The organism is Arsenicitalea aurantiaca, assembly GCF_003994485.1.
Taxonomy (GTDB): Bacteria; Pseudomonadota; Alphaproteobacteria; order Rhizobiales; family Devosiaceae; genus Arsenicitalea; species Arsenicitalea aurantiaca.
This window is the reverse complement of record NZ_RZNJ01000004.1, coordinates 335,284-360,025: the sequence shown is the minus strand read 5'-3', so window position 1 is coordinate 360,025 and position 24,742 is coordinate 335,284. Positions and strand designations below refer to the sequence as shown.

Annotated in this window: 22 protein-coding genes; 10 read left to right on the top strand and 12 right to left on the bottom strand. The window is 67.1% G+C overall.

Annotated elements, in window-relative coordinates; all coding sequences use genetic code 11:
- Positions 1-8: 8 nt before the first annotated feature.
- Genes EMQ25_RS13000 through EMQ25_RS12990 form a run of 3 tightly spaced genes read right to left on the bottom strand, consistent with a single transcriptional unit; the run spans position 9 to position 3,228 of the window.
- Positions 9-455, bottom strand: coding sequence for a TadE/TadG family type IV pilus assembly protein (locus EMQ25_RS13000; RefSeq protein WP_127189008.1), 447 nt, complete (start codon positions 453-455; stop codon positions 9-11).
- Positions 452-1,006: a TadE/TadG family type IV pilus assembly protein gene (locus EMQ25_RS12995; protein ID WP_158626076.1), complete on the bottom strand. Its 555-nt coding sequence runs from the start codon at positions 1,004-1,006 to the stop codon at positions 452-454. Before EMQ25_RS12995 ends, EMQ25_RS13000 begins: the two co-directional genes overlap by 4 nt.
- Positions 1,003-3,228 carry a pilus assembly protein TadG-related protein gene (locus tag EMQ25_RS12990; RefSeq protein ID WP_127189006.1) on the bottom strand — a complete coding sequence of 742 codons (2,226 nt, stop codon included), beginning with the start codon at positions 3,226-3,228 and terminating at the stop codon, positions 1,003-1,005. Before EMQ25_RS12990 ends, EMQ25_RS12995 begins: the two co-directional genes overlap by 4 nt.
- Positions 3,229-3,390: 162 nt before the next feature.
- Here EMQ25_RS12990 and EMQ25_RS12985 point away from each other — a divergent pair, with 162 nt between their 5' ends.
- Positions 3,391-5,418, top strand: a complete 2,028-nt coding sequence (locus tag EMQ25_RS12985; RefSeq protein WP_127189005.1) for an aldo/keto reductase — start codon at positions 3,391-3,393, stop codon at positions 5,416-5,418.
- Here EMQ25_RS12985 and EMQ25_RS12980 read toward each other — a convergent pair.
- Complete coding sequence (locus EMQ25_RS12980) at positions 5,403-6,140, bottom strand: M48 family metallopeptidase (protein ID WP_127189004.1); 738 nt, start codon at positions 6,138-6,140, stop codon at positions 5,403-5,405. The two genes, EMQ25_RS12985 and EMQ25_RS12980, sit on opposite strands and share 16 nt — an antisense overlap.
- A gap of 105 nt (positions 6,141-6,245) precedes the next feature.
- Complete coding sequence (locus EMQ25_RS12975; RefSeq protein WP_127189003.1) at positions 6,246-6,680, bottom strand: DUF2852 domain-containing protein; 435 nt, start codon at positions 6,678-6,680, stop codon at positions 6,246-6,248.
- 137 nt (positions 6,681-6,817) lie between these two features.
- Here EMQ25_RS12975 and EMQ25_RS12970 point away from each other — a divergent pair, with 137 nt between their 5' ends.
- Together EMQ25_RS12970 and EMQ25_RS12965 are read left to right on the top strand one after the other, a co-directional pair.
- Positions 6,818-8,173: an ActS/PrrB/RegB family redox-sensitive histidine kinase gene (locus tag EMQ25_RS12970; RefSeq protein WP_244606579.1), complete on the top strand. Its 1,356-nt coding sequence runs from the start codon at positions 6,818-6,820 to the stop codon at positions 8,171-8,173.
- A gap of 58 nt (positions 8,174-8,231) precedes the next feature.
- Complete coding sequence (locus EMQ25_RS12965) at positions 8,232-8,783, top strand: ActR/PrrA/RegA family redox response regulator transcription factor (protein WP_127189002.1); 552 nt, start codon at positions 8,232-8,234, stop codon at positions 8,781-8,783.
- Between the two features lie 4 nt (positions 8,784-8,787).
- Here EMQ25_RS12965 and EMQ25_RS12960 read toward each other — a convergent pair whose 3' ends face one another.
- The 3 genes from EMQ25_RS12960 to EMQ25_RS12950 all read right to left on the bottom strand — a co-directional run bounded on the left by EMQ25_RS12960 (position 8,788) and on the right by EMQ25_RS12950 (position 11,028).
- Positions 8,788-9,261: an MmcB family DNA repair protein gene (locus EMQ25_RS12960; RefSeq protein WP_127189001.1), complete on the bottom strand. Its 474-nt coding sequence runs from the start codon at positions 9,259-9,261 to the stop codon at positions 8,788-8,790.
- Positions 9,254-10,438: an MFS transporter gene (locus EMQ25_RS12955; protein WP_127189000.1), complete on the bottom strand. Its 1,185-nt coding sequence runs from the start codon at positions 10,436-10,438 to the stop codon at positions 9,254-9,256. Before EMQ25_RS12955 ends, EMQ25_RS12960 begins: the two co-directional genes overlap by 8 nt.
- A gap of 224 nt (positions 10,439-10,662) precedes the next feature.
- A complete protein-coding gene (locus EMQ25_RS12950; RefSeq protein WP_425290239.1) occupies positions 10,663-11,028 on the bottom strand; it encodes a septal ring lytic transglycosylase RlpA family protein in 366 nt (121 codons plus the stop codon).
- A gap of 276 nt (positions 11,029-11,304) precedes the next feature.
- On the opposite strand from EMQ25_RS12950, the gene EMQ25_RS12945 reads away from it, so the two are divergent.
- Positions 11,305-12,690 (top strand): NAD(P)-dependent oxidoreductase, encoded by a 1,386-nt coding sequence (locus EMQ25_RS12945; protein ID WP_127188999.1) that lies wholly within the window; start codon positions 11,305-11,307, stop codon positions 12,688-12,690.
- Positions 12,683-14,023 (top strand): NAD-dependent dihydropyrimidine dehydrogenase subunit PreA, encoded by a 1,341-nt coding sequence (gene preA, locus EMQ25_RS12940; protein ID WP_127188998.1) that lies wholly within the window; start codon positions 12,683-12,685, stop codon positions 14,021-14,023. The genes EMQ25_RS12945 and preA overlap by 8 nt, the downstream gene beginning before the upstream one ends.
- A 20-nt stretch (positions 14,024-14,043) precedes the next feature.
- Here preA and truB read toward each other — a convergent pair whose 3' ends face one another.
- Positions 14,044-14,946, bottom strand: a complete 903-nt coding sequence (truB, locus tag EMQ25_RS12935; protein ID WP_127188997.1) for a tRNA pseudouridine(55) synthase TruB — start codon at positions 14,944-14,946, stop codon at positions 14,044-14,046.
- Positions 14,943-15,371 carry a 30S ribosome-binding factor RbfA gene (rbfA, locus tag EMQ25_RS12930; RefSeq protein ID WP_127188996.1) on the bottom strand — a complete coding sequence of 143 codons (429 nt, stop codon included), beginning with the start codon at positions 15,369-15,371 and terminating at the stop codon, positions 14,943-14,945. The genes truB and rbfA overlap by 4 nt, the downstream gene beginning before the upstream one ends.
- 288 nt (positions 15,372-15,659) lie before the next feature.
- On the opposite strand from rbfA, the gene EMQ25_RS12925 reads away from it, so the two are divergent.
- The 5 genes from EMQ25_RS12925 to EMQ25_RS12905 all read left to right on the top strand — a co-directional run bounded on the left by EMQ25_RS12925 (position 15,660) and on the right by EMQ25_RS12905 (position 21,217).
- The gene (locus tag EMQ25_RS12925; protein ID WP_244606578.1) at positions 15,660-17,189 is read left to right on the top strand and encodes a sugar ABC transporter ATP-binding protein; all 1,530 of its coding nucleotides are present in this window, start codon (positions 15,660-15,662) and stop codon (positions 17,187-17,189) included.
- Positions 17,186-18,169 (top strand): ABC transporter permease, encoded by a 984-nt coding sequence (locus tag EMQ25_RS12920; protein ID WP_127188995.1) that lies wholly within the window; start codon positions 17,186-17,188, stop codon positions 18,167-18,169. Before EMQ25_RS12925 ends, EMQ25_RS12920 begins: the two co-directional genes overlap by 4 nt.
- A 10-nt stretch (positions 18,170-18,179) precedes the next feature.
- Positions 18,180-19,124, top strand: coding sequence for an ABC transporter permease (locus EMQ25_RS12915; protein ID WP_127188994.1), 945 nt, complete (start codon positions 18,180-18,182; stop codon positions 19,122-19,124).
- A 65-nt stretch (positions 19,125-19,189) separates the two neighbouring features.
- Positions 19,190-20,293, top strand: a complete 1,104-nt coding sequence (locus tag EMQ25_RS12910) for an autoinducer 2 ABC transporter substrate-binding protein (RefSeq protein ID WP_127188993.1) — start codon at positions 19,190-19,192, stop codon at positions 20,291-20,293.
- Between the two features lie 69 nt (positions 20,294-20,362).
- Complete coding sequence (locus EMQ25_RS12905) at positions 20,363-21,217, top strand: sugar phosphate isomerase/epimerase family protein (RefSeq protein ID WP_127188992.1); 855 nt, start codon at positions 20,363-20,365, stop codon at positions 21,215-21,217.
- A gap of 85 nt (positions 21,218-21,302) precedes the next feature.
- Here the strand turns inward: EMQ25_RS12905 and infB are convergent, their stop codons facing one another.
- On the bottom strand, positions 21,303-23,930 hold the full coding sequence (gene infB, locus EMQ25_RS12900) for a translation initiation factor IF-2 (protein ID WP_127188991.1): 2,628 nt from the start codon (positions 23,928-23,930) through the stop codon (positions 21,303-21,305).
- Between the two features lie 175 nt (positions 23,931-24,105).
- Positions 24,106-24,723, bottom strand: coding sequence for an RNA-binding protein (locus tag EMQ25_RS12895; protein WP_127188990.1), 618 nt, complete (start codon positions 24,721-24,723; stop codon positions 24,106-24,108).
- Positions 24,724-24,742 lie beyond the last annotated feature (19 nt).

Here is a 24,742-nt window from a genome sequence, read left to right as displayed (position 1 = left end):
CGTCGGGATCAGCCCGCCTCGGGCACGTTGGGAAAGCAGGCGCTGGCCGAAATGGTCTCGGCCCCGGTCAGGGCCGTCATCACCTGGGGCACGGGCGAGTTGAAGGGCGCCGAGACGACAACGCGCGAGAACCCGCTCGTTCCGGCGCAGGACACGTCGGGCTCGAGGGTGACGCCCTGATCGGCGAGCGCGATCCCCCAGCCGCGCGCGATCGACTGCACATGGGTGCGTGCGGTCGCGGCATTGTAAGTGCCCGAGAGCATGCATTCGGACTGGGGCACGGCGAGGCAGCGCGCGCCGGCAATGGCGGTTTCCTGCAGCGCCTGGCGCGTCCAGAGATAGCGGCCGAACTCGATCGAGCCGAACAGCAGCAGCAGGAGCGGGCCGATGATGAGCGCGAACTCGACCGCGCTTGCGCCCGTCCGGTCGAGGAGGAATTTTTGGCGCCGGATCACTGCACCTGCACCACCGCGCTCACGGGGATTTCCCCACCATCGACGATGCCATATCCGGCAAAGATCGGCTGATAGGAACGGCGCGCCTCGATCTCGACGAACTTGCCGGAAACGAGATTGGTGCCCGTACACTGGGTCGCGCAGGCGACGGTGCTCGTCCAGTTGATGGTGCCGTCGGCGCGGGGGCAGTAGCAATTGTCCGCCGTGGCGGTGCTGCCGCTGGCGGCGGGGTTGCCGCCCGCAACGGTGCGGGTCGCGCCATTGTTGACGGTGACGGTGACATTGGCCCAGCCGGTGCCGCGGCTGTTGGCGGCGACCGCGGCGACGGCCGTGGCGTAGTCGCCCACATCGGTAGCGGTGACGCTCTCGCCCTGCACCAGCGCATAGGCGGCGCTCGCCGAAACCGCCTCGTTGAGCTCGAAACGCGTGTAGAGCGCGCCGCCGAGATCGAGCGTCGCAACGAAGATGAGGCAGAGGACGGGCGCGATGAGCGCGAATTCGATCGCCGAAACGCCCGCCTCGTCCCGAAGAAAACGCCTGCGGGAAATCATTGGACGAGCCTCACCCTGCCGCCATTGGCGCCGCCCTCGGCCTCGGCGAGGACGCATTCGGAGGCTGCCGTGGTGCCCCCTTCGAGCGTGATGCGCGAACCCACCAGCTGGAGGCAGCGTTCGGCCCCGCCCGCCCCGCCAATGCTCGCGCCGCCGGTCATGCTGATCGGGCCGTTGGGCAGGTAGAAGGCGCCCGAGAGCACCGCATCGGCGCCCCCGCTGAACACGGCGCCATGAGTGATGGTGGGATCGGTGGGACCAACGACGGCAAGACCGGTATAAGGCCCGGTGGTGGGCGCGAGGAGCCGGACGTTGGAATAGCCGGCGGTGACGCAGAAGACCTGGTTCTGGCAGGCCCAGGAGGTGGAGGTGGTGCGCCCCGAAAGGACGATGGTGACGCCGGTGCCATGGAGCCCGACGCTCGTGCCGTTGCATGTCACCGCGCCGCCGCCATTGGCGCCGAGAGCGAAATGTCCGTCGATCGTATAGACGCCGGCGCCCATGATGGTGCCGCCGGCCGAGGTGAAATCGCCCCTGATATCGTGATGGGCTGCCGCCGGAATGGTGAGGCAGCTGCCCCCGCCCGAGGCAACATCGACATGGCCCGCCATTTCGAAACGGGGCGCAGGCGTCGTCTGGTCGCCCATGACGGTGATGGCGCCGCCGCCCTGGCGGATGGCCTGGCCGCTGCTCGAGGGGCCGAACCAGAAGCTCGATGCAGTGCCGACCCCGAGATTGAGCCGCGCTCCGCCGGTATTGAAAAAGCCCGAATGGAGCTCGAAGGTGCTCGGCCCGGCAATGGTGAGGGTTGAGGTATTGCAGATGCTGACGAGCCCGCCCCCGGAACAGTCGGACGCGTTGCGGCCCATGCGATAGGTGCCGGCGCCGAAGGTATTGACCGTACCACCGCCGGTGCGCAGCCCCTTGGCGAGTGTGAAATTACCGGCGCCGAACGTGTGGCCACCCGAGGCGTTGAGGGTGAAATCACCCCCCACATGCACATTGCCCGTGCCGAAGCTCTGCACGCCCCCGCCGCTGGTGGTGAAATTGCCCACGACGGTCTTGTTGCCATTGCCGAAGGTGTTGGTGCCCGTGAGCTGCAGATTGCCGCCGACATGGATGTTGCCATTGCCGAAAGTGGTGGTGCCCGCGGTCTGCAGATTGGCGCGGAAATTGTAGTTTCCGTTGCCGAAACTCATCGTCGAGGCGGTCTGCAGGGTGCCGGTGAAATTATAGGTCGTGGGTTGGGCTCCATTCGTCTGGAAGACGAGCTGGATGCCACCGCCAATGGTGAAATTGCCGAAATTATAGGTCTGGCCGGAATTGCAACTCATCGTCCAGCGCGCGGAGGGCGTCGTGGTCCAGACGGCAGTGCAGCCGCTCGGCACGCCGCTCTGGCTGTTCCAGGCGAGGTTGACGTTCGTCCCGTTGGGAACGGTTGGCGCGAGCGGGGCCGCCGGGGCGGCGGGCCCGGTGAGGGCGGCGACCGTCGGCATGCGCTGCTGGGCGAGGATGACGCCGCTGGCATCGGCGAGCGGATCTTCCGTTGCGGCTCGGTTGACCGGCCCGCTGATGCCGTTGCAGCCCACATTGGGCGGCGTGCCCGAATTGTAGTTGACCATGGCGGCCGTGATCCCGGTGCCGCACGGCACGGTGACCGTGTTGTTGGACGAGACCGCGCAGTCATGGGCGACGATGGATGTACCGCCGGTCAGCGTGACGCCGCTCTGCACGCCCGAGAGCGCAAGGATGCAGCCGGCCATCTGACGGGGCGCCGAACCGAGCTCGGCGAAGGCCTCGGCGCGGATGGCAAGGGTATCGGCGACGCCCGGAAGGATGGTCGCGAGGATCAGCCGGTTCTCAGAATTCACCCGGACATGGACGGCCTGGTTGTCGGCGGAGCGCGGCGAGCTGACGAGCTCGACCACCGCGGTCGCGCCATCGCGGCCATTGGCGGTGACGATGGCGCGGGCGGCCGCATCCATTGCATCCTCATCGCTCGTCGCGCTGAAGGCGAGCGCGCCGGCATAGGCGGCCAGATCGGCGATGCGCTGATTTTCGCTGTGGTCGATGAGGCCCGCGCCATATTCGGCGACGAGCGCACTCACCCCCAGGATCACCGGCAGGGTCAGCGCGAAGATCACCGCCACGCTGCCCGACTGCGCTCCGATGAAGCGGCGGGGGCGCCGGGCGCGCAGGACCCCAAGCTCAGGCCAAGCCATCTTTCCGGTTCATCCCCGATACGCTCGATACAGGCCCGTATCTCTACGCGCGCAGGCTTTAAGTTTCCGTGTAACGGGATCGTTCAAATGCCAGCCAAACGCGGCTTTGCCGCGGGGGCGCAAGTGGTTAGGCTATGCGGAGAAGATGAGGAGGAGAGCGCGATGAGCAAGGGCAGGACGACGGGCTGGGCGATATTGGGGACCGGCAACATTGCCCGGGCCTTTGCCCGCGGCATTGCCGAATCCGACACCGGACGGCTCGTTGCGGTGGGCACGCGCGATCCCGGCCGGGAGGGGCTCGCCGAGCATTTTCCGGGCGCCCGCTTCGCGGTCTACGAGGCGGTGCTGGCCGATCCGGAAATCGACGCGGTCTATATCGCGCTGCCCCATACCGGGCACGCCCAATGGGCGATCCTTGCCGCCGAAGCGGGCAAGCACGTGCTGGTCGAAAAGCCGATGGCGCTGACGGCCTTCGAGGCCGACGCGATGATCCATGCCGCCCGGAAGGCAGGGACTTTCCTCGGGGAAGCCTTCATGTACCGGCTGCACCCGCAGACGCAGCGCCTCATCGATCTCATCGCCGAAGGGGCGATCGGGGAGGTCCGGCTCATCCGCTCTTCCTTCGGGTTCAAGCTGCCCGGCTTCATGCCCGAGCACCGGCTCTATGCCAACGACCTCGCTGGCGGGGGCATTCTGGACGTGTGCGGCTACCCCGTCTCGATGGTGCGGCTCGTCGCGGGCGCTGCAACGGGCAGGCCGTTCCTCGATCCGGATCGGGTGGCGGGCGTCGCGCATCTGGGGCAGTCGGGGGTGGATGAATGGGCCTCTGCGGTGCTGCATTTTCCCGGCGGGATCATCGCGGAAGTCTCGGGCTCGATCTCGGTGGCACAGGACAATGTGCTGCGCATCTTCGGGACAGAGGGGCGGATCGAAGTCCAGGATTTCTGGTTCGGCAGCGGCAAGTTCGGCGGCACCGGCGAGATCGCGATCATCGCGCCCGACGGCACGCGCCGGATCGAGACCGTGACCGAAGCGCGCACGATCTACGCCTTCGAGGTCGATGCGGTGGGCCGGGCCATTGCCGAAGGGCGTCAGGAGTTTGCGGCGCCCGGCATGGACTGGGCCGACAGCCTCGGTACGCTCCGGGTGCTCGACACGTGGCGGGCCGATATCGGGCTCGAATATGGGATCGAGACGGCGGCCCGGCGCAGGACGACGCTTTCGGGCCGGCCGCTCGGGCGCAATGGCACGCGGATCCCCAGGCGCGAGATCAGGGGGCTTGCGCGCCCCGCTTCCGTGCTCGCGCTCGGCTTTGAGGACTTCCGCACGTTTTCGAGCGGGGCGATCCTGCTCGACGCCTATTTCGAGGCCGGCGGGAACGTCTTCGACACGGCCTGGATCTATCGTGCCGGGCAGACCGAGACGCTGCTCGGGCAATGGCTCGCCAATCGCGACGTGCGCGATGAGGCGCTCATCATCGGCAAGGGGGCGCACAGCCCACTCTGCCGGCCCGAATGGATCGGGCGGCAACTGACCGAGAGCCTCGAGCGACTCGGCACCGACCACGTCGATCTCTATTTCATGCATCGCGACAATCCGGACGTGCCGGTCGACGAATTCGTCGATGCCATGGACGCCGAGGTGAAGGCGGGGCGGATAAGGGGTCTCTTCGGCGGGTCCAACTGGAGCCGGGAGCGCATGGCGGCCGCGATCGACTATGCCGAGCGCAGCGGCAAGACGGCGCCGGGCGCGCTGTCCAACAATTTCTCGCTCGCGCGGATGGAAAACCCGATCTGGGCCGGCTGCGTATCGGCCTCCGAGCCGCAGTTCCGCGACTGGCTCGTCGACAGGCAGATGCCGAATTTCGCCTGGTCGAGCCAGGCGCGGGGCTTTTTCACCGAACGGGCGGCGCCGGGGCGGCTCGAAGACGCGGAGCTGGTGCACGCCTGGTATTCAGAGGCCAATTTCGCGCGCAAGGGACGGGCCGAACTGCTGGCGGCAGAGAAGGGCTGCAGGCCCATTCACATCGCGCTCGCCTATGTGCTCGGCCAGCCCTTCCCCTCGATCCCGCTGATCGGACCAAGGCGGCTCGGCGAGCTCGAGGACAGCCTGACGGCGCTAAAGATCACGCTCTCGCCCGAGGAGATCGCCTTTCTTGAAACCGGCACGCCGGCTCAGTCCGCTCCATAAGCCATGAGCTCGCGGCCATGGGCCTTGAGCCAGGCGCGGCCGCGCGCCATGTCGGGCAGGGTGCGCTCGACGGTGGCCCAGAAGGCAGCCGAGTGGTTCATCTCGAGAAGATGGGCGACCTCGTGGGCGGCGACGTAGTCGAGCACGAAGTCCGGGGCGAGAATCAACCGCCAATTGTAGTTGAGCCGGCCCGCGCTCGAGCATGAGCCCCAGCGGGTCGCCTGGCTGCGCATGGCGACGGAGCGGATTTCGACCCCGAGCCGGACTGCGTGGAAATCCGAGCGCGCCACGAGATCCGAGCGGGCTTCGGCCTTGAGCCAGTCGGCGAGGCGGCGGGGGAGGTGTTCGGGGGCGCCGGGCACGCTGAGGATGGGACCATCCTCCTCCGACGCGGTGATCTCGACCCGCCCGCGCAAGAGCCCGGTGCCGACGACCAGATGCGGCACGCCGCGCAGGGGCACGCGCGCGCCGGCGGCGAAGGGGATCGCAAGAGGGACGCGGGAGAGCCGGGCGGCAAGCCATCCGGTCTGGCGTCGGAGGAACGCTTCGGCCTCGCGCCACCGCCCGTGAGGGGGCAGCGTGAGCACCGGGCCACCGGCATGGGGGATGGCAAGACGGTAGGCGCGCGCTCGGGGGCTGACCCGCACCCGCACTACAACCTCGCGCCCATCGATGCGCAGGATCGTCTCGTCTGGCGGCCTGCGGGGGAAAAAGAGGTTCATGCCCGCCAATATTTCCGATTCGCGCCCTGCCGTCCCCGGGCGCGGTAACGGTCCCCGGCAACGCAAAAGGCGCCCCGTGGGGCGCCTCGATCAGTCGCGGTCCGCTCAGTAGCTGCGCGGGGTCTCGTCGGTATCGCCGGGGCGATGGTTGCGCTCGCGCATGAAGCGGTCGAACTCCTCGCGGTCCCGGGCGCGCCGCAGGTTCTCCATGTGCTCATGGAAGGCGGCGATCTCCTCGTCGAGGCGGCGACGCTCCTCTTCGAGGCGCTTCAGCTGCTGCTCGCGATAGTCATCGAATGCGGCATTGCCGCTCGAGGTCTGTGCAAAGCCCGTACCGAAGCCGGACTTGCCGTATTTGCCATACTTGGCCTTCTGGCTCTTAAAGAAGGCATCGGCCTTCTCGGCGGAGCCGCCGAATTTCTCGCCCCACAGGATGTAGCCCAGCATGGCGAGCCCAAGGGGCCACCAGAGGATAAAGCCAACCACCATCAGGGCGATGGTAAGCGGCGACCATTGCGGCTTGATAATCGCAGTGCTCATCGTCAGTTTTCTCCCAGTCACGAACTGTTGCTGATGTGGCCCGCATCGCGCCCGTATCAAGAATTGGGGGCAGAAAAAATAAGTCTTGAAATGGGGCGGAGTGGTCCCCATGCAGGGCGGCAAGGGGGGGCGGGACGATGATGATGGTGGACGAACAGAGCGCCGAACGGGCCAATCCGGGCTGGCGGGCCTTGCGGCTCGACACGCTGGTGCGCCTCAGATGGCTTGCCGTGACCGGCCAGACCGCCGCGGTGATGTTCGTCGAATACGGGCTCGGCTATCCGACCCCGCTGCTGGCCTGCATGGCACTGATCGGCGTCTCGGCACTGTTCAACCTCCTGCTGATGGTGCGGTTCGGGGCCGGGCACCGGCCCTCGCCGGTCTTCATCGCCCTTACCCTCGCCTGGGATTGCTGCCAGCTCGGCGCGCTGCTGGCGCTGACGGGCGGATTGCAGAACCCCTTCTCGCTTCTCCTGCTGGCGCCGGTCTCGGTATCCTCGACGACGCTGCCGCGGCGGGCGACCTTCGCGATCTCGGCGCTCGTCATCGCGATTGCCTCGCTGATCTCGCTCGTGCACCTGCCCCTGCCCTGGGATCCGCAGAGCCGGATCGTGTTCAACCGGATCTACGTCATCGGCATCTGGGTCTCGATCGTGTGCGGGGTGGTGTTCATCGCCGCCTACACCACGCGCGTCGCCCATGAAGCGCGGCAGCTGGCGCAGGGGCTGGCGGCAACCGAGCTCGCGCTGTCGCGCCATGAGCGGCTCAACGCGCTCGACGGGCTCGCGGCGGCTGCCGCCCATGAACTGGGCACGCCGCTCTCGACCATCGCGCTTGCAGCCAAGGAGATGAAGGCCGACATCCCGCCCGGACCGCTCGCTGAGGATGTCGATCTCATCATCTCGCAGGCGGCGCGCTGCCGGGCGATCCTGCAAAAGCTGCGCAATCTCGATGGCAACGCCGCTGCGCCCGACCCGTTCGCGGTGATGGCGCTGGGCGAGGTGGTGGCCGAGGTCGCCAAACCCCATGAGGGGGCGGGACGGACCATCCGCATCGTGAGGACCGGCGAGGAAGGGGCCCCCGAACCCGAAGTGGCGCGCAATGTGGGCCTGCTCTACGGGCTCGGCAATCTCATCGAGAATGCGGTGCAGTTCGCCCGGTCCGAGGTGCGGATCGACCTCAGCTGGGACGAGGCGACGGTGGGTGTGACGATCACCGATGACGGGCCGGGCTTCTCGATCGATCTGCTCGCCCGGCTCGGCGAGCCATATCTGACCACCCGTCCGCGCACCGGACCCAATGCAGACCCGACGCGGCCGGGAGGGCTCGGGCTCGGCGTGTTCATTTCCAAGACGCTGCTCGAGCGCACGGGCGCGCGCATCGCCTTCGGCAACGAGACCGATGCGGGCCACGCGCGGGTGCGGATCGTCTGGGCGCGGGAGCGCATCGCGGCACGCGGAACGGGTGAACCGGCGCCACCGGGCCGCGTATAGAGCTTTAACCGGGTGCGGCTTTGCTTTTTCCGCGCCAAGACCCTATGTGAGGGGCATCATGAGCACACTGGAAAATCTACCCGAGAACGAGCGCAGCCTGCTGCTGGTGGACGACGACAAGGCGTTCCTCTCGCGCCTCGAGCGCGCCATGGAACGTCGCGGCTTTGCGGTACGCAGCGCCGATACCGTCGCCCAGGGCCTCGCTGCCGTCGCCGAGAACCCGCCGAGTTTTGCCGTCGTCGACCTGAGACTCGAGGATGGCAACGGGCTCGAAGTGGTTTCGGCGCTGCATGAAAAGCGTCCCGATGCCCGCGTCGTGGTGCTGACCGGCTATGGCAACATCGCGACCGCCGTAACGGCGGTGAAGCTCGGCGCCGTCGATTACCTCGCAAAGCCCGCCGATGCGGACGACGTGATCAACGCACTTCTGGCGAGTGGCGAGACCAAGCCCGAGCCGCCCGAGAACCCGATGTCGGCCGATCGGGTGCGGTGGGAGCACATCCAGCGCGTCTATGAGCTTTGTGAGCGCAACGTGTCGGAAACGGCGCGCCGCCTCAACATGCACAGGCGCACCCTGCAGCGGATCCTCGCCAAGCGCGCCCCGCGCTGACGGCTCAGAGCCGGGGCAGCCTTTCGCCCGGATCCATCAGAAGGTGGATGCGCGCCGCCCCCAGCCGCGCGAGCTTGAGAAGCATCGCCTTGCGCCGCGCGCTGGCGAGAGGCTCGTGCCGCGCCTCGCGCAGGACCAGCGCGCCGTGATTGTCCGCAACCATCAGCCCTTCGGTCTCGGGGAAGATCTCGGCCTCGAGCTCCGGGGGCTTGGCGAAGTAGAAGCGGTCGCAGAAGTCCTTGTAGTGGTGCCATTTGGCGTCGACGCGGAAATCGGCGAGGCTCGACTTGATCTCGATGATCGTGATCTCGCCCTTGGGCCCGAGCCCCAATATGTCGGCGCGACGGCCGTTCGAGAGCGGCACTTCGGCATAGGCACAGACGTCGAGCGCTTCGCGCAGATGGCGCATGACGCCCCGCTGGATGCGGAGCGCCGTGGGCGACTGGCGCAGATCGACGATTGGCCCCGGTTCAGCCATGGGGCGTGACGGGGGCCTCGGCGGGAACGTATTCGGGCTCCTGCCGACGGCTCAGCGCCCGCGCGCCCCAGAGACCGGCGACGATCACCGGCAGGCACACGAGGTAGGAATTGCGGATGCCGAAATATTCGGCGACGAAGCCGAGCAGCGGCGGGGCAAGGAAGAAGACCACGAAGGTCACCTGCCCGAGCGCAGCGACATTGACCGAAGCGGGACGATCGGTGCGTTGCGCGGCGGCGGAAACCGCCAGCGGATAGACCGCGCTGCAGCCGGCGCCCATCAGGACGAACCCGAGGATTGCGAGATAGGGGTGGGGCGCAAAGCCCACGACGCTGACCCCGATGCCGCTGAGCACGAGGAGGGCCGTCGCGACATCGCGCGGGCCGAAACGGTCGACCACCGGATCGATGAAGAGCCGCACCATGGCCATGAAGAAGGCAAAGAGGGTGAGCCCGAGCCCGCCGATGAAGGGTTCGACAGCGAACACGTCACGCATGTAGATCGCCGACCAGTCGATGCCCGCGCCCTCGACGAGGAAGGCCGCCATGCCGATGACGCAGAAGGGCAGGATGGCAAGGGTGGGGAGGGCGATGAGGGGCGCCTTGTCGGTATTGAGCGCGGGGCGGGCGGGCGCATTGGCGATGCCCGACATCGCCCAGAAGCCGACGACGAGGACGATGGCAAAGGTGACGGCGAGATGGACCTCCATCGAGATGCCCGCCTGGCGCACGCTCGCCCCCAATAGCGCCGTGACGAAGAAGCCGAGGCTCCAGAACCCGTGCGAACGGTTCATGATGCGATAGCCGAGCAGCGCCTCGCGCCGGTCGGTTTCGATGTTGAGATTGATCTCGAGCGCGCCCATCAGGAGCCCGGCGATGAAGAGCGCACCGAACCCCCAGACCATGTTGGGCATCCAGGGCACCGTGGCGTAGACGAGTGCGGTGCCCAGGATGGTGATCAGAGCCGTGGTGCGCGCGCCCAGCCGTGCGATCAGCGGGCTCGAGAGCGTCAGCGAGATCAGCGACCCCACCGACATGCCGATCAGCATCAGCCCGAGCTGGGATTCGGTAGCGCCGAACTTGGTCTGCAGGTCCGGCATGCGCGAAAGCATCCCGCCCAGCGCGAAGGCGAAAAGGAAAAAGCACGCATAGATGCGCTGATGCGGCCGCAGGGCCATGATGTGGGACTCCATTGAGGCGGCGACCGGGAGGGCCCCGGGCAGGGCCGCTCAAAGACGATGAGGCCCGGTCTGGCGGGGACGCCGTGAACGGGATGCAAAATACTGAATGCGCGGGAGGCGCACAAGCGGGCGCCGATGCGAAAAGGCCGCCGACCCGGGGGGACGGCGGCCAGATCAGAGCCGAAGCCTGACGCGGGACCCCTCGGGCCGCCGCGACGGGCTCAGAGCTGGGTGATGCACACCTGGGTGTGGCCGGCATTGCGGAAACCGAGTTCCGTCGCGGCTGCCCGGGAGAGATCGATGATGCGGCCACGAATGAAGGGCCCGCGATCGTTGATCGTGACATTGATGGACCGGCCCGTGCGCTGGTCGGTGACCCGGACGCGCGTGCCGAAGGGGAGGGTCTTGTGGGCGGCGGTCATCGCATTCTGATCGAACCGCTCGCCCGAGGCGGCTGTCTTTCCGTGGAAGCCGGGGCCATACCAGGAGGCGCCCCCGCAGTGACCCCCGTTCGCTAATGTCGGTCCAGTAACGGCGAACGCTAGGCCCGTTACGAAGGTGGCGGCAACAACGATACGTTTAATCAAGCTACTGTCTCACACTAGTTTACTGACCGGGCCGAGCTATTGGGCGGAAGTGGCCACAATGTGAGGCAACTGCGACGTTGCGAATCCGCATGGGAACTGTTGCATTTGTGCACCAGAACATCTGTGCGAGGACTGGAAGAAGTGCGGCGAAATCGTGGCACGCCAGCCTGCACGATGTCGCAGTGGAGGGTTTTCGTCGCGAGATTTGACCAATTGATAAAAAAATCCCCCTGCGCTAGCGTTCGGTTCTGGACGCCTTCAGCAAGGGGGAGTGCAATGAGCCAGCCAGTCGTCAAACCCGGGATTGCCGCGGGGCGGCTTGCTCCGGACCGGTACCGGGAGAATTTCTCGGACCTGCACGCCCCGCTCGACAGGCACGAGGCGCTGGTCGAGGCCGATCGGTGCTATTTCTGCTTCGATGCGCCGTGCATGAATGCGTGCCCCACCGAGATCGACATCCCGCTCTTCATCCGGGAGATTTCGACGGGCAATCCGCTGGGGGCAGCCGAGACCATATTCGAGCAGAACATTCTGGGTGGCATGTGCGCCCGGGTGTGCCCGACCGAGGAGCTTTGCGAGGAGGCCTGCGTGCGCGAGGCGGCCGAGGGCAAGCCCGTGCGGATCGGGCTCCTGCAGCGCTATGCGACCGACGCGGCCATGGACGCGAACGCGCAGTTCTTCACGCGTGCGCCCCGGACGGGCCGCCGGATCGCAGTGGTCGGGGCGGGGCCGGCGGGACTGGCCTGCGCGCACGGGCTCGCGGTGCACGGCCATGACGTGACGATCTTCGATGGCCGCCCGAAAGCCGGCGGGCTCAACGAATATGGCATTGCCAGCTACAAAAGCCCGGACGGCTTTGCCCAGGCCGAGATCGACTACGTGACCGCGATTGGGGGCATTGCGATCGAGCTCGGACAAATGCTGGGGCGGGATTTTACCCTGTCCGACCTCGAGGCCCGGTTCGACGCGGTGTTCCTCGGCATCGGGCTTTCCGGCGTCAACGCGCTGCGCGCCGAAGGCGAAGAGGCGTCAGGGGTCGAGGACGCGGTCGATTTCATCGCCGAACTCCGCCAGGCGAACGATCTCTCGCTTCTGCCCATCGGGCAGCGTGTCGTCGTGATCGGCGGCGGCATGACCGCGATCGATGCGGCAATACAGGCCAAGCTCCTCGGCGCCGAGGAGGTGACCATCTGCTACCGCCGCGGCAAAGGGGAAATGAACGCCTCGGACTGGGAACAGGACCTCGCCACCTCCCGCGGGGTGGTGATCCGGCACTGGCTGGCGCCGCTTCGGGTCCTTACCGAGGATGGGCGGGTGTCGGGCATCGAGCTCGAATATACCCAGCTGGTGGATGGCAGGCTGCAGGGCATGGGCCACACGACGAGCATCCCGGCGGACCAGATCTTCAAGGCCATCGGGCAGACCCTCGAACCGCGCCATGCCGAAGGGCTGACCCTGATCGGCGGGCGGATCGAGATCGATGCGGAGGGCCGCACATCGCGCCCCGGCATATGGGCGGGCGGGGACTGCGTTGCCACGGGCGACGACCTCACCGTGACCGCGGTGGCGCAGGGACGCGATGCGGCCCAATCCATCCATCTCGCCCTCGCCGCGCGTTCGGCACCGGCACGGGCGCAAGCGGGAGAACGGATCCATGGCTGACATCAGAAGCAATTTCGTCGGGATCAAATCGCCTAACCCGTTCTGGCTCGCCTCCGCGCCCCCGACCGACAAGGCCTACAATGTCGAGCGCGCCTTCAAGGCGGGCTGGGGCGGCGTGGTGTGGAAGACGCTGGGCGAAGAGGGCCCGCCGATCGTCAACGTCAACGGTCCGCGCTATGGCGCGATCTGGGGCGCGGACCGGCGGCTCCTCGGGCTCAACAACATCGAACTGATCACCGACCGGGCGCTGCAGATCAACCTCCAGGAGATCAAGCAGGTCAAGTTGGCCTGGCCCGACCGGGCGCTTGTCGTTTCCATCATGGTGCCCTGCGAGGAGGAGAGCTGGAAGGCGATCCTGCCCGTGGTCGAGGAAACCGGCGCCGACGGGATCGAGCTCAATTTCGGCTGCCCGCACGGCATGAGCGAGCGCGGCATGGGCTCGGCCGTGGGGCAGGTGCCCGAATACATCGAGATGGTCACCCGCTGGTGCAAGCAATACACCCGCATGCCGGTGATCGTGAAGCTGACGCCCAACATCACCGATATCCGCTATCCCGCGCGGGCCGCCCACCGGGGCGGGGCGGATGCGGTGAGCCTGATCAACACCATCTCCTCGATCGTCTCGGTCGATCTCGACAGCTTCTCGCCCGAGCCTTCGATCAACGGCAAGGGCAGCCATGGCGGTTATTGCGGCCCGGCGGTGAAACCGATCGCGCTCAACATGGTGGCCGAGATCGCGCGCGACCCCGAAACGGCGGGACTGCCGATTTCTGGGATCGGCGGGATCACCACCTGGCGGGACGCAGCCGAGTTCATGGCGCTGGGGGCGGGCAATGTTCAGGTCTGCACGGCGGCGATGACCTATGGGTTCAAGATCGTCGAGGAGATGATCTCGGGGCTCTCGAACTGGATGGACGAAAAGGGGCACGCCGATCTCGACGCCTTTGCCGGGCGGGCGGTCCGCAACGTGACCGACTGGCAGTATCTCGATCTCAACTACATCGCCAAGGCGCGGATCGATCAGGACCTCTGCATCTCGTGCGGGCGCTGCCATATCGCCTGCGAGGACACTTCGCATCAGGCGATCATGAAGGAGAAGGACGGCAAGCGCCATTTCGAGGTGATGGACGACGAGTGCGTGGGGTGCAATCTCTGCGTCAATGTCTGCCCTGTCGAGGACTGCATCACCATGGTGCCGCTCGAACCGGGCATGCTGGACGAGCGGACGGGGCGGATCGTCGAGGATCGCTACGCTAACTGGACCATGCACCCCAACAATCCCTCGACCCGGCCGACGCCGGGCGACGTCTCGGTGGTGGAGCCGGCCGAATAGGGGTTGGTCGGTCGCGCTCTCTAGTTGAGCACGCGGCGCGGCTTGAACTGGCCGCGCTCGACATGGCCGATGGCGATCGCCTCGCCACGCAGGCTCGCCCAAGCGTCATCGAGCGCCACGGGTGCGCCAGCGCCGACGAGCAGCACCGGATTGCCGTGCCGGACGGCCGTCGCCTGATCTGGTGACAGGCGGATTTCAGGGAGGTCGGCAAGCCCCGCCGAGACCGGCAGGAGCGCAGCGTCGCGCGCCTCGAGCGCCATCGCCTCGAGCGCATCGATGGTGATCGCATCGACTTCGGAGAACGGGCCGACTGCGGTGCGCCGCAGCGCCGCGACATGGCCGCGCGTGCCCAGATGCTCGGCGAGATCGCGGGCGAGCGCACGCACATAGGTGCCCTTTTCGCAGACCATCTCGAGTTCGGATTTCACCTGCCCGTGCCCGATGAGCCGCAGGGCAGAAATCACCACCTGGCGGGGCGCCATCTCGACGGCCTCCCCGGCACGCGCCAGATCATAGGCGCGCTCGCCATCGATCCTTATGGCCGAAAACGCCGGCGGCACCTGGGTGATCGCGCCGGTGAACCGGGGGAGGGCGGCGAGGAGCTCGGCTTCGGTCGGGCGATGGTCGGACGTCGCGACCACCTCGCCCTCGGCGTCGTCGGTCGCGGTCTGCGCGCCCCAGGCGATGGCGAAGCGATAGGTCTTCTCGCCATCCTGGATGGCGGGGACGGTCTTGGTCGCTTCCCCCAGCGCAATGGGCAGTATGCCCGTCGCCAGCGGATCGAGCGTGCCGGCATGGCCGGCCTTGGCTGCGCCATAGAGCCAGCGGCACTTGCCGACGGCCTGGGTCGAAGTCATGTCGTAGGGCTTGTCGAGGACGATCCAGCCCGAGATGGGGCGCTTGTTGCGCTTGGGGGCACTCACGCCTTGGGGCCGTCCTCTGCTGCGTCGTCATCGTCCTCGGCGAGATCCTGCTGGACGCGGTCCGAGCGCAGGAGCGCATCGATGCGGCCATATTCCTCGAACGTCTCGTCGACGAAAAAGCGCACGTCGGGCGCGAATTTCAGGTCGAGTTCGGGCGCGATGCGGCCGCGGATGAACTTGCGGTGCCGGTTGAGCGCCGCGACGATCTCCTCGGCGCGCTCGCCGCCCAGCGGCATGACATAGGCGCTGGCGAGCTTGAGGTCGGGGGTCATGCGCACTTCGGGCACGGTGATGACGGCACTGCCGAGCGCCTCGTCCTCGATGTCGCCGCGGGTGAAGAGCGCCGACAGGGCGTGCCGCACGAGTTCGCCCACGCGCAGCATGCGCTGGGACGGGCCGGCGGAAGGTTTGCGGTCTTTTTTCATGCACGGCATCTAGGGGCTCGCCGGGCCGCCGTCAATCGCCACCGGCAGGGGAGGGGATTGCGACGCATGCAAATCGCCCCCTTGCCGCGCGTAACTAACATGCTAGTCTGTCCGTACAAGGCGTGGTTCTGGGAGGGGCAGCGTCTTGCAGAAGGCCCCGAAAAGGGGCGTGCCGGGCGCTGGCCCGGTGACATGGGAGGATGCCGTGCCCGTTTCGGAGCATTGCCAGGCGAGCGTAGAGCGCGTTCGCCAACGCGACAGGCTTGCCTGCATGACGAGGAGCAAGGCGTGACGCCGGGGGGCAGAGACGCGGCCTCGCCGCTCATCCGGCTCAAGGGCGTCTCCAAGGCCTTTGCCGGCATCCGCGTGGTCAAGGACGTGGATTTCGACGTGCGGCCGGGCGAAGTGCACGCCCTGATGGGAGAGAACGGGGCGGGCAAGTCTACGCTCATCAAGATCATTGCGGGCGTCCATCCCCATGATGGCGGCACGATCGAGATCGGCGGTGAGCCGGTCTCCCACCTCACCCCGCGCGAGGCGCGGCGGCGCGGCGTCGCGGTCGTCTACCAGGAATTGCTGCTCTTTCCCGAGCTGACCGTCGCCGAAAACGTCTTTCTGGGGCATGCGCCGCGGACCGGCTGGCGCGGCCTCGACTGGCCGGAGATGCGCCGCCGCACGCGCGCATTGCTCGACAGCCTCGACAGCCCCGATCTCGATGTCGACACCAAGGTCGGCGCGCTCTCGGTCGCCAACCGGCAGCGGGTGGAAATCGCCAAGGCGCTGAGCCAGGACGCGCGTGTGCTGATCATGGACGAACCGACGGCCGCGCTTGCCGAAGCCGACGTGGTGCGGCTGATGGCCGTGGTCAAGCGCCTGCGTGAACGGGGGGTGGGGATCATCTATGTCAGCCACCGGCTGCCCGAGATCTTCGAGCTTGCGGATCGGGTGACGGTGCTCCGCGACGGGGCGCTGATCGGCACGCGGCCGATCGGGGAGGTGACCGCCCAGAGCCTCGTGGCGATGATGGTCGGCCGCGAGATCGACCATCTCTATCCGAAATCCGAAATCGCGCCCGGCGAGACGCTGCTCGAAGTGCGCAACCTCTCCCACGGGCGCAAGGTTCGCGACATCTCCTTTGCGCTGCGGCGCGGCGAGATCCTCGGGGTGGCGGGGCTCGTCGGCTCGGGCCGAACGGAACTCGCGCTCACGCTTTTCGGGATCACCCCGGCGAGCAGCGGAGAGATCCTGGTTTCGGGAAAACCGGTGCGGATCGGTTCGCCGCGCGACGCGCGGGCCCATGGCATCGCCTATGTGCCCGAAGACCGGGGGCTGCAGGGTCTCGTCAAGCCCATGACCATCGCCCAGAACGTCTCGATGGCTTCGCTCGAACGGGTGCGACGGGGGATCATGATGCGGTTTGCCGAGGAGACACGGCGCGCCGCCGCAGCGATCAAGGCGATCGGCATCCGCGCGCGCGGGCCAGGGCAGGTGGTGGGCCAGCTTTCCGGCGGCAACCAGCAGAAGGTTGTGCTCGCCAAATGGCTCGAGACCGCCCCCCAGATCCTCATCATGGACGAGCCCACGCGCGGCATCGATGTCGGCGCCAAGGCCGAGATTCATCAGCTGATGACGAAGCTGGCCGGGGAGGGCATGGGCATCATCATGATTTCGAGCGAACTGCCCGAGGTGCTCGGGATGAGCGACCGGGTGCTGGTGATCAATAACGGGCAGCTGGTGCGCACGCTCGAGAGGGGCGAGGCGACGGCCGAGAGCGTTGGCGCGGCGATGGCCGATGCGCGCCGGGAGGAGGCGGCATGACGGCCGAGGCCCAGACGCTCGGCAGGCGCGAACAGAGCTGGTTCGGGCGGCTCTTTGCCGGCTACGGCCAGGAGATCATCATCCTCGGGGCGATCCTGCTGCTGTTCGTGGTCGTCTGGTCGATCAACCCCCGCTTCATCTCGCCCAACAACCTCAACACGATCTTTTCGGGCAATGCCTATATCGCGGTGGCCGCGATCGGCATGTCGATGGTGATCATCACCGGCAATATCGACGTTTCGGTCGGCGCATTGATCGGCGTGCTCGCGACGATCGCCGGCACGATCGCGGTTTCGGGCTATCCGGTATGGGTGGCGTGGACGGCGCCGATCCTCATCGGGATCGCGGTCAACTTCCTCGTCGGGGTGCTGGTCGCCTACGCGCGCATTCCCTCGATCGTCGTTACGCTCGGCATGCTCTCGATCCTGCGCGGCGGGCTCATCAGCGTTACGGGCGGAGCGTGGATCTCCAACCTGCCGCCCGAATTCCTCCTCGCCCAGCAGCGCCCGCTCGGCATCCCCGCGCCAATCTACTTCATGGTCGGGCTCACCATTCTGGCGGCGTTCTGGATGCGCTATTCGGCCTTCGGTCGCTCGATCTATGCGGTGGGAGGCAATCCCGAGGCCGCGCGGGCGGCGGGCATTCCGATCGAGCGGCGGATCGTTCAGGTCTTCATGATTCACGGCGCCTTTGCGGGCCTCGCGACCATCCTCTTTGCGACCCAGCTGCAGGTCATCCAGTCGACCGTGCCGCCCAATCTCGAGCTGACCGTGATCACCGCCTCGGTGATCGGGGGCGTTTCGATCCTTGGCGGATCGGGCACGGTCATCGGCTCGACGCTTGCGGCCATATTGTTCGCAGCGATCGGCTCGGCCCTCATATTCGTGGGCATCTCCGCCTACTGGCTGCGGGCGGTGATCGGGCTCCTCATCCTCGCGACCGTGCTGGCCGACATGGCCCGCCGGCGACAGGCCAAGTGAGGGCGGGCCGATGAACTGGAAAGCCATTCTCCGGCACGAGACCATTCTCGCCATCCTCGTCGTTCTTGCGCTAGTCGTGCTCGCGGCCCAGTCGGACCGGTTCTTCACCCCGGAGAACCTTCTGAACCAGGGCCGGCTGATGACCGAGGTCGGGCTCGTCGCCATCATCATGACCTTCGTCATCGCCACCGGCGGCATCGATCTTTCGGTAGGTTCGATCCTAGGGCTCGTCGCGATCCTCATCGGGGTGTTCTGGCAAAATCTCGGCCTGCCCCTCGAGGCGGCGATCGGGCTCGGGCTCGTCGTCGGCACGCTGGCGGGGCTTTTCAACGGCTTCATCATCACCCGGTTCGGCGTTCCGCCGCTGATTGCGACCCTCGCGACCCTCGCGCTCTATCGGGGCCTTGCCGAGGGGATCAGCGAGGCGCGCTCGGTGCGCGGATATCCCGACTGGTTCTACGTGCTGGGGCAGGGACAGGTGCTGGGAGTTCCGACCCAGCTCTGGATCCTGGGGCTCGTCGCGATCCTTGCAGCGATCGTGCTCGGGCTGACGAGCTGGGGGCGCGCGACCTATGCGATCGGCTCGAACGAGACCGCGGCCCGGTTCTCCGGCATCCGCGTCGACCGGGTGAAGATGGCGATCTATGCCGCCTCGGGATTCGCTGCGAGCCTTGCGGCGGTGATCTTCGTCTCGCGTGTCTCGACCACCCGCTCGGACATGGGGACCGGGCTCGAACTCGACGCGATCACGGCGGTGGTGCTGGGGGGCACGTCCATCTTCGGGGGCCGCGGCACCATCATCGGCACGGTTCTGGGGCTCATCATGGTGCAGGCGCTGAAAAACGGGCTGTCGCTCGCGGGCGTGCGCGGCGATGGCACCATCGTGCTGATCGGGGCGGTGCTGATCCTCACCATTCTCATCAGCAATCTCTTTCACCGGGACGGCAACCGATGAAATCTCACGCGGACAAGGGCCATGCCGGCAAACAACGGGCCCGCGCGGCAACAGGAGGACGACCGATGATGAAACTTGCGATCGCGACGCTGACCAGCCTCGCGCTGACGACGAGCCTCGTACAGGCCCAGCAGGTCTATACCGGCGGCGACGACCTGCCGACCAACCCGCTCGCCTGCGACGGGACCCCGGGTACCGCCACGCCGATGGATTATGACGGCGGCACCCCGACCAATGCGCCCGACCGCGCCGGCCAGACGCTGACCGTGGTGGACGTGCCCAAGCTCGTGGGCATCGGCTATTTCGCCGCGACCACTCAGGGCATCATGGAGGCGGCGGCCGAGCTCAACATGAACGCGACGACCGACGGGCCGACGCGCGCCAATATCGACGATCAGATCACGCTGATCGACAACTACATCACCTCGGGGGTCGACGGGATCCTCTTTGCCGCCAACGACCCGGTGGCCATCGCCCCGGTGCTGCGCCGCGCGCTCGAAGCGGGCATCAACGTCGTGGGCTATGACGCCAATTCGGAGCCCGACGCCCGGCAGTGGTTCGTCAACCAGGCCGAGTTCAACGGCATCGGCAAGGCGATGATCGACCAGCTCGCCGCCGAAATCGGCGAGGACGGGGCATTCGCCATCGTGACCTCGACCTTCACGACCCCCAACCAGGCGCGCTGGATTTCGGAAATGGCCGCCTACCAGGCCGAGTGCTACCCCAACATGCGCTGGCTCGAGACCGTCGAGGCCCAGGAGGACAACATCCTCTCGTTCAACCAGGCCAACACGCTCATCAACAAATATGGTGATGAGCTCGACGGCATTGCCGGGATGACCTCGGTGGCGACGCCCGCAGCCGCGGATGCGGTGACCCAGGCCGGCCAGTGCGGCAACATCGCGGTGGTGGGGCTGGCAACGCCCAACGCCATGCGGCCCTATATCGAGGCCGATTGCGTGAAATCGGCAGTGCTCTGGAACCCGATCGACCTCGGCTATGCGGCGGCCTATGTGCTGCGCGCGGCGGCCGATGGCACGCTCAATCCCGGCGACACCTCGGTCGAGGCCGGCCGGCTGGGCGAACTGCAGGTGATCAACGGGTCCGAAGTGCTGCTCGGCGCGCCCTTCGTCTTCACCGCCGACAACATCGCCGATTTCGACTTCTAGTCCACGCGGCGGACCGGCGGCGCGGGGGAACATCCTCCGCGCCGCTTTTTCTTATCAAGGGAGACAAACATGCCGGTTTCCGGTTTCGGTGTGCATACCAGCATGTGGGCGATGGACTGGCAGCCGGCATCGGCGGAGATCGCCGTCGCGGCCGCCAAGCGCCACGGGCTCGACTTCGTCGAGATCGCGATGATGAACCCGGCGAGTGTCGATGCCGCGCACACCCGCGCGCTGCTCGAAAACAACGGGCTCGAAGCGGTCTGTTCGCTCGGCCTGCCCGAACGCGCCTGGGCTTCGGTGCGCCCCGAGGCGGCGACGGCGTTTCTCGAGGTTGCGATCGACAAGGCTGCGGCGCTGGGGGCGAAGGCGCTCTCGGGCGTCATCTATGGGGGGATCGGCGAACGGACGGGCCTGCCCCCGACCGAGGCCGAATACGACAACATCACCCGCGTCATGGCCGGCGCGGCCCGGCGCGCCAGGAGCCTCGGGCTGTCGCTCGGCATCGAACCGGTCAATCGCTACGAGAACCATCTGATCAACACCGGCTGGCAGGGCGTCGCGATGATCGAGCGGATCGGCGCGGAGAACGTCTTCCTCCACCTCGACACCTATCACATGAACATCGAGGAGAAAGGCGCCGCCAACGGCATTCTGGCGGCGCGCGAGCACCTCAGATACATCCACCTGTCCGAAAGCGATCGGGGCACGCCGGGCTATGGCACCTGCGACTGGGACGAAATCTTCGCGACCCTCGCCGCCATCGGGTTTTCGGGCGGGCTCGCGATGGAGAGCTTCATCAACATGCCGCCCGAAGTCGCCTATGGGCTGGCGGTATGGCGGCCGGTGGCCGAGAGCGAGGAAGAGGTGATGGGCAAGGGCCTGCCGTTCCTGCGCAACAAGGCCGAGCAATACAGGCTGATCTGAGGGGGCTCTGGCCGCCGGGCGATAGACACCGAAAATGCAAAAAGCCCCGCCGAAGCGGGGCTTTTTTTGTTTGAAAGCGCAGCGGTCAGAGCGTGCGCTGGATGCTTTCGACGCGGAAGCACTCGATGACGTCGCCGACGCGCATGTCCTCGTATTTCTCGAAGGCCATGCCGCATTCCTGGCCCATCTGCACTTCCTTGACCTCGTCCTTGAAGCGCTTGAGGGTCGAGAGCTTGCCCTCGTGCACCACGACGTTGTCGCGGATGAGCCGGACGCCCGCACCGCGCTCGACCATGCCCTCGGTGACCCGGCAGCCGGCGACCTTGCCGACCTTGGTGATGTTGAACACCTCGAGGATCTCGGCATTGCCGATGAAGGTCTCGCGCCGCTCGGGGCTCAGGAGGCCCGACATGGCCGCTTTCACATCGTCCACGAGGTCGTAGATGATGTTGTAGTAGCGGATTTCGATGCCTTCGCGGGCGGCCAGGTCGGAGGCCTGCTTGTTGGCACGCACGTTGAACCCGATGATCACCGCATTGGAAGCGGTGGCGAGGGTGACGTCGGACTCGGTAATCCCGCCCACGCCCGAGTAGAGAATCTGCGCGGAGACCTCGTCGGTCGAGAGCTTGTTGAGCGAAGCGTTGATCGCCTCGACCGAACCCTGCACGTCGCCCTTGATCAGCAGCGGGAACTTGGCAATGCCCGAGGCCTTGAGCTGGTTCATCATCTGCTCGAGGCTGGTCGCCCCACCGCCTGCGGTCTTCTCGCGAACGAGACGCTGACGATATTCGGTGACTTCGCGGGCCCGTGCTTCGTTCTCGACGACCGAGAAGCGGTCGCCCGCCGACGGAACGCCGGTGAACCCGAGCACTTCGACCGGCATGGAGGGCGTCGCCTCCTTCACCTGCTCGCCCTGATCGTTGATCAGCGCGCGGACGCGGGCAAACTCGGTGCCGGCCACCAGGATGTCCCCGATCGCGAGCGTGCCGCGCTGCACGAGCACGGTCGCCACCGCACCGCGGCCACGATCGAGCTTGGCCTCGATGACGAGGCCCTCGGCGCGCCCGTCACGGGCGACCTTGAGCTCAAGCACTTCGGCCTGCAGCAGGATGGTCTCGAGCAGCTTGTCGAGCCCGGCATGGGTCTTGGCGGACACCTCGACGTCGAGCACGTCGCCACCCATGGATTCCACGAACACTTCGTGCTGGAGCAGCTCGGTGCGCACGCGGGTGGGGTTGGCCTCGGGCTTGTCCATCTTGTTGATGGCCACGATGATCGGCACGTTGGCCGCCTTGGCATGGCGGATCGACTCGATGGTCTGGGGCATCACGCCGTCATCGGCGGCAACGACCAGCACGGCGATGTCGGTGGCCTGGGCGCCGCGGGCACGCATGGCGGTAAACGCCTCGTGGCCCGGGGTATCGAGGAAGGTGACCTTCTGACCGTCCTTTTCCACCTGATAAGCACCGATATGCTGGGTGATGCCACCGGCTTCGCCAGAAACCACATTGGCCTCGCGAATGGCGTCGAGCAGGCTGGTCTTGCCGTGGTCGACATGGCCCATAATGGTGACGACCGGCGCGCGGCCGGTGAGGTCCTCGGCACGATCGTCCGAAGGCAGGTCGAACAGACCCTCCTCGACGTCCGCGTCCGAAACGCGCTTGACGGTGTGGCCGAGTTCGGTGGCGATCAGCTCGGCGGTATCGGCATCGAGCACGTCGTTGATCTTGACCATCTGACCCTGCGTCATGAGGATCTTGATCACATCCACGGCCCGCTCGGCCATGCGGTTGGCCAGCTCCTGCACGGTGATGGCCTCGGGGACCACCACTTCACGCGCGATCTTGGGCTGGTTGGCGCCCTGGTTGCGACCCATCTTCTTGTCGCGCCGACGGCGCATGGCCGCAAGCGAGGGGCCACGATCGCGGTCGCCTTCGACCCCGGCATTGGCGAGGGTCAGCCGGCCGCGCTGATTGGTGTCGCCGGCCCGGCGGGCAGGCCGCTCGGGAGTGGCGCGCGAGGCGCGGCGGGCATTCTCGAGTTCGGCGGCGTTGACGAGACCGGGACGCGCGGCGGGCGCGGTACGGGTCTTGCGGCCATCGGCCTCCGAAGGGGGTGCAGGGGGAATGTCGACGATCGGGGCTGAAGCTGGGGCAGGCCGGCGATCGGCCGGACGACGCGATGCAGGCGCGGCACGCTCGGCGGCCGGCCGGGCAGCCTCGGCAGGTGCAGGCGCAGCCTCGGCGGCACTGGCAGCCTCGGCATCCTGCGCCGCGCGATTGCGCTCGGCTTCCTCGCGGGCGGCCTGCTCGCGGATCTGGCGACGACGCTCATCCTCCTCGGCGCGACGCACCTCGTCGGCGGCGGCCTGAGCGGCCTCGTCGGCCTGGCGGGCCGCAGCCTCGCGCAACGCCCTTTCGCGGGCGATGGCCTCGTTATTGGTCAGCCCGCCCGCCCGCAGGGGGGGACGTGCCGACGGTCGCTGGCCGGACCCCGAAGGCGGGGCGGAGCGCTGAGCGCCACCCGAGGGAGCCTGAAAGCCCGGGGCCGCAGGTGCGCCGACCCGTCGGGTCCGCTTTTCCACGACAACGGTGCGCGAAGAACGCGCCATGCCGGGCCGGCCGCCCATATTGGGGGCACCCTTCAGCGTCAGTGTCTTCTTGCCGCCAGCGCCCGCATTGGTGTCGTCGCGCTTGTCGTCGTTGTCAGCCATGTATCTCGCGTCTCTTGCTTGCGATTTCCTGGGGGAGATGCGGCGCGGCCCTCCGCCCCGCATTTCCATTCTGTCCGTCGCGCATTGGCGATGGGCCCCTGCCCGTCACCCGGTCGCGCCGGTCTGGTTCGCGCCTCGCCGCCTGCCCGATATCGGCACAGGCCATGTGAAGCGCCTAATTGGCATTGTACCGGGCCAGTCGAGAGGCCCGCTCCAACGCCGCTTTCGCTGCCGCTCCATGGGTGAGGGCAGCATGTATCACATTTTCGATCCCGAGTGCCAAACCCATTTGGTCTGAACTCAGCAATTCGAAATGGGGCGGCTCCGCCCCCTTCAGTCCCGCCTCGCGAGCGGCATGGGCGCGCCCGCGAACCGAGGACAGCATCTTTGCGCGCCCATCTTCGGCCGCATCGGTCGCGGTGAAGAGCCCGATGCACGTTCCGGTCTCTATTGCGCCGCGCACCTTCATGGCGCCCGTGAGCAGCTGGCCGGCCTTGCGCGCCATCGAGAGCGCCCCGAGCAGCCGCTGTTCTAGCCGCAGCCGCGTCAGTTCCGCAAGCGCCTCGGGCACCGTGACCGGCGCCTTGAGGCTGCGCGCGAAGGCTTTCCGGCGCACCGCCTCCTCGACCTGGCGCGCCCCGAGGGTGATCCAGACGCCCCGGCCTTCCGCCTTGGCGTCCGTATCGGGGACGAGCACATCGTCCGGGCCGACCACGAAACGGATGAGCGCATCGACGGGCATGCTCTCCCGTGTCAGCGCACATTGGCGCATCGTGTCTTCACTGCGGGCCATGGACGGCACCAAAGCGGGC

Bases quoted from the DNA above. Each gene is read 5' to 3' on its own strand.
- EMQ25_RS12995 (WP_158626076.1), bottom strand. From the start codon at position 1,006: ATGATTTCCCGCAGGCGTTTTCTTCGGGACGAGGCGGGCGTTTCGGCG.
- EMQ25_RS12990 (WP_127189006.1), bottom strand. From the start codon at position 3,228: ATGGCTTGGCCTGAGCTTGGGGTCCTGCGCGCCCGGCGCCCCCGCCGC.
- EMQ25_RS12985 (WP_127189005.1), top strand. From the start codon at position 3,391: ATGAGCAAGGGCAGGACGACGGGCTGGGCGATATTGGGGACCGGCAAC.
- EMQ25_RS12980 (WP_127189004.1), bottom strand. From the start codon at position 6,140: ATGAACCTCTTTTTCCCCCGCAGGCCGCCAGACGAGACGATCCTGCGC.
- EMQ25_RS12975 (WP_127189003.1), bottom strand. From the start codon at position 6,680: ATGAGCACTGCGATTATCAAGCCGCAATGGTCGCCGCTTACCATCGCC.
- EMQ25_RS12970 (WP_244606579.1), top strand. From the start codon at position 6,818: ATGATGATGGTGGACGAACAGAGCGCCGAACGGGCCAATCCGGGCTGG.
- EMQ25_RS12965 (WP_127189002.1), top strand. From the start codon at position 8,232: ATGAGCACACTGGAAAATCTACCCGAGAACGAGCGCAGCCTGCTGCTG.
- EMQ25_RS12960 (WP_127189001.1), bottom strand. From the start codon at position 9,261: ATGGCTGAACCGGGGCCAATCGTCGATCTGCGCCAGTCGCCCACGGCG.
- EMQ25_RS12955 (WP_127189000.1), bottom strand. From the start codon at position 10,438: ATGGCCCTGCGGCCGCATCAGCGCATCTATGCGTGCTTTTTCCTTTTC.
- EMQ25_RS12945 (WP_127188999.1), top strand. From the start codon at position 11,305: ATGAGCCAGCCAGTCGTCAAACCCGGGATTGCCGCGGGGCGGCTTGCT.
- preA (WP_127188998.1), top strand. From the start codon at position 12,683: ATGGCTGACATCAGAAGCAATTTCGTCGGGATCAAATCGCCTAACCCG.
- rbfA (WP_127188996.1), bottom strand. From the start codon at position 15,371: ATGAAAAAAGACCGCAAACCTTCCGCCGGCCCGTCCCAGCGCATGCTG.
- EMQ25_RS12920 (WP_127188995.1), top strand. From the start codon at position 17,186: ATGACGGCCGAGGCCCAGACGCTCGGCAGGCGCGAACAGAGCTGGTTC.
- EMQ25_RS12915 (WP_127188994.1), top strand. From the start codon at position 18,180: ATGAACTGGAAAGCCATTCTCCGGCACGAGACCATTCTCGCCATCCTC.
- EMQ25_RS12910 (WP_127188993.1), top strand. From the start codon at position 19,190: ATGATGAAACTTGCGATCGCGACGCTGACCAGCCTCGCGCTGACGACG.
- EMQ25_RS12905 (WP_127188992.1), top strand. From the start codon at position 20,363: ATGCCGGTTTCCGGTTTCGGTGTGCATACCAGCATGTGGGCGATGGAC.
- infB (WP_127188991.1), bottom strand. From the start codon at position 23,930: ATGGCTGACAACGACGACAAGCGCGACGACACCAATGCGGGCGCTGGC.
- EMQ25_RS12895 (WP_127188990.1), bottom strand. From the start codon at position 24,723: ATGGCCCGCAGTGAAGACACGATGCGCCAATGTGCGCTGACACGGGAG.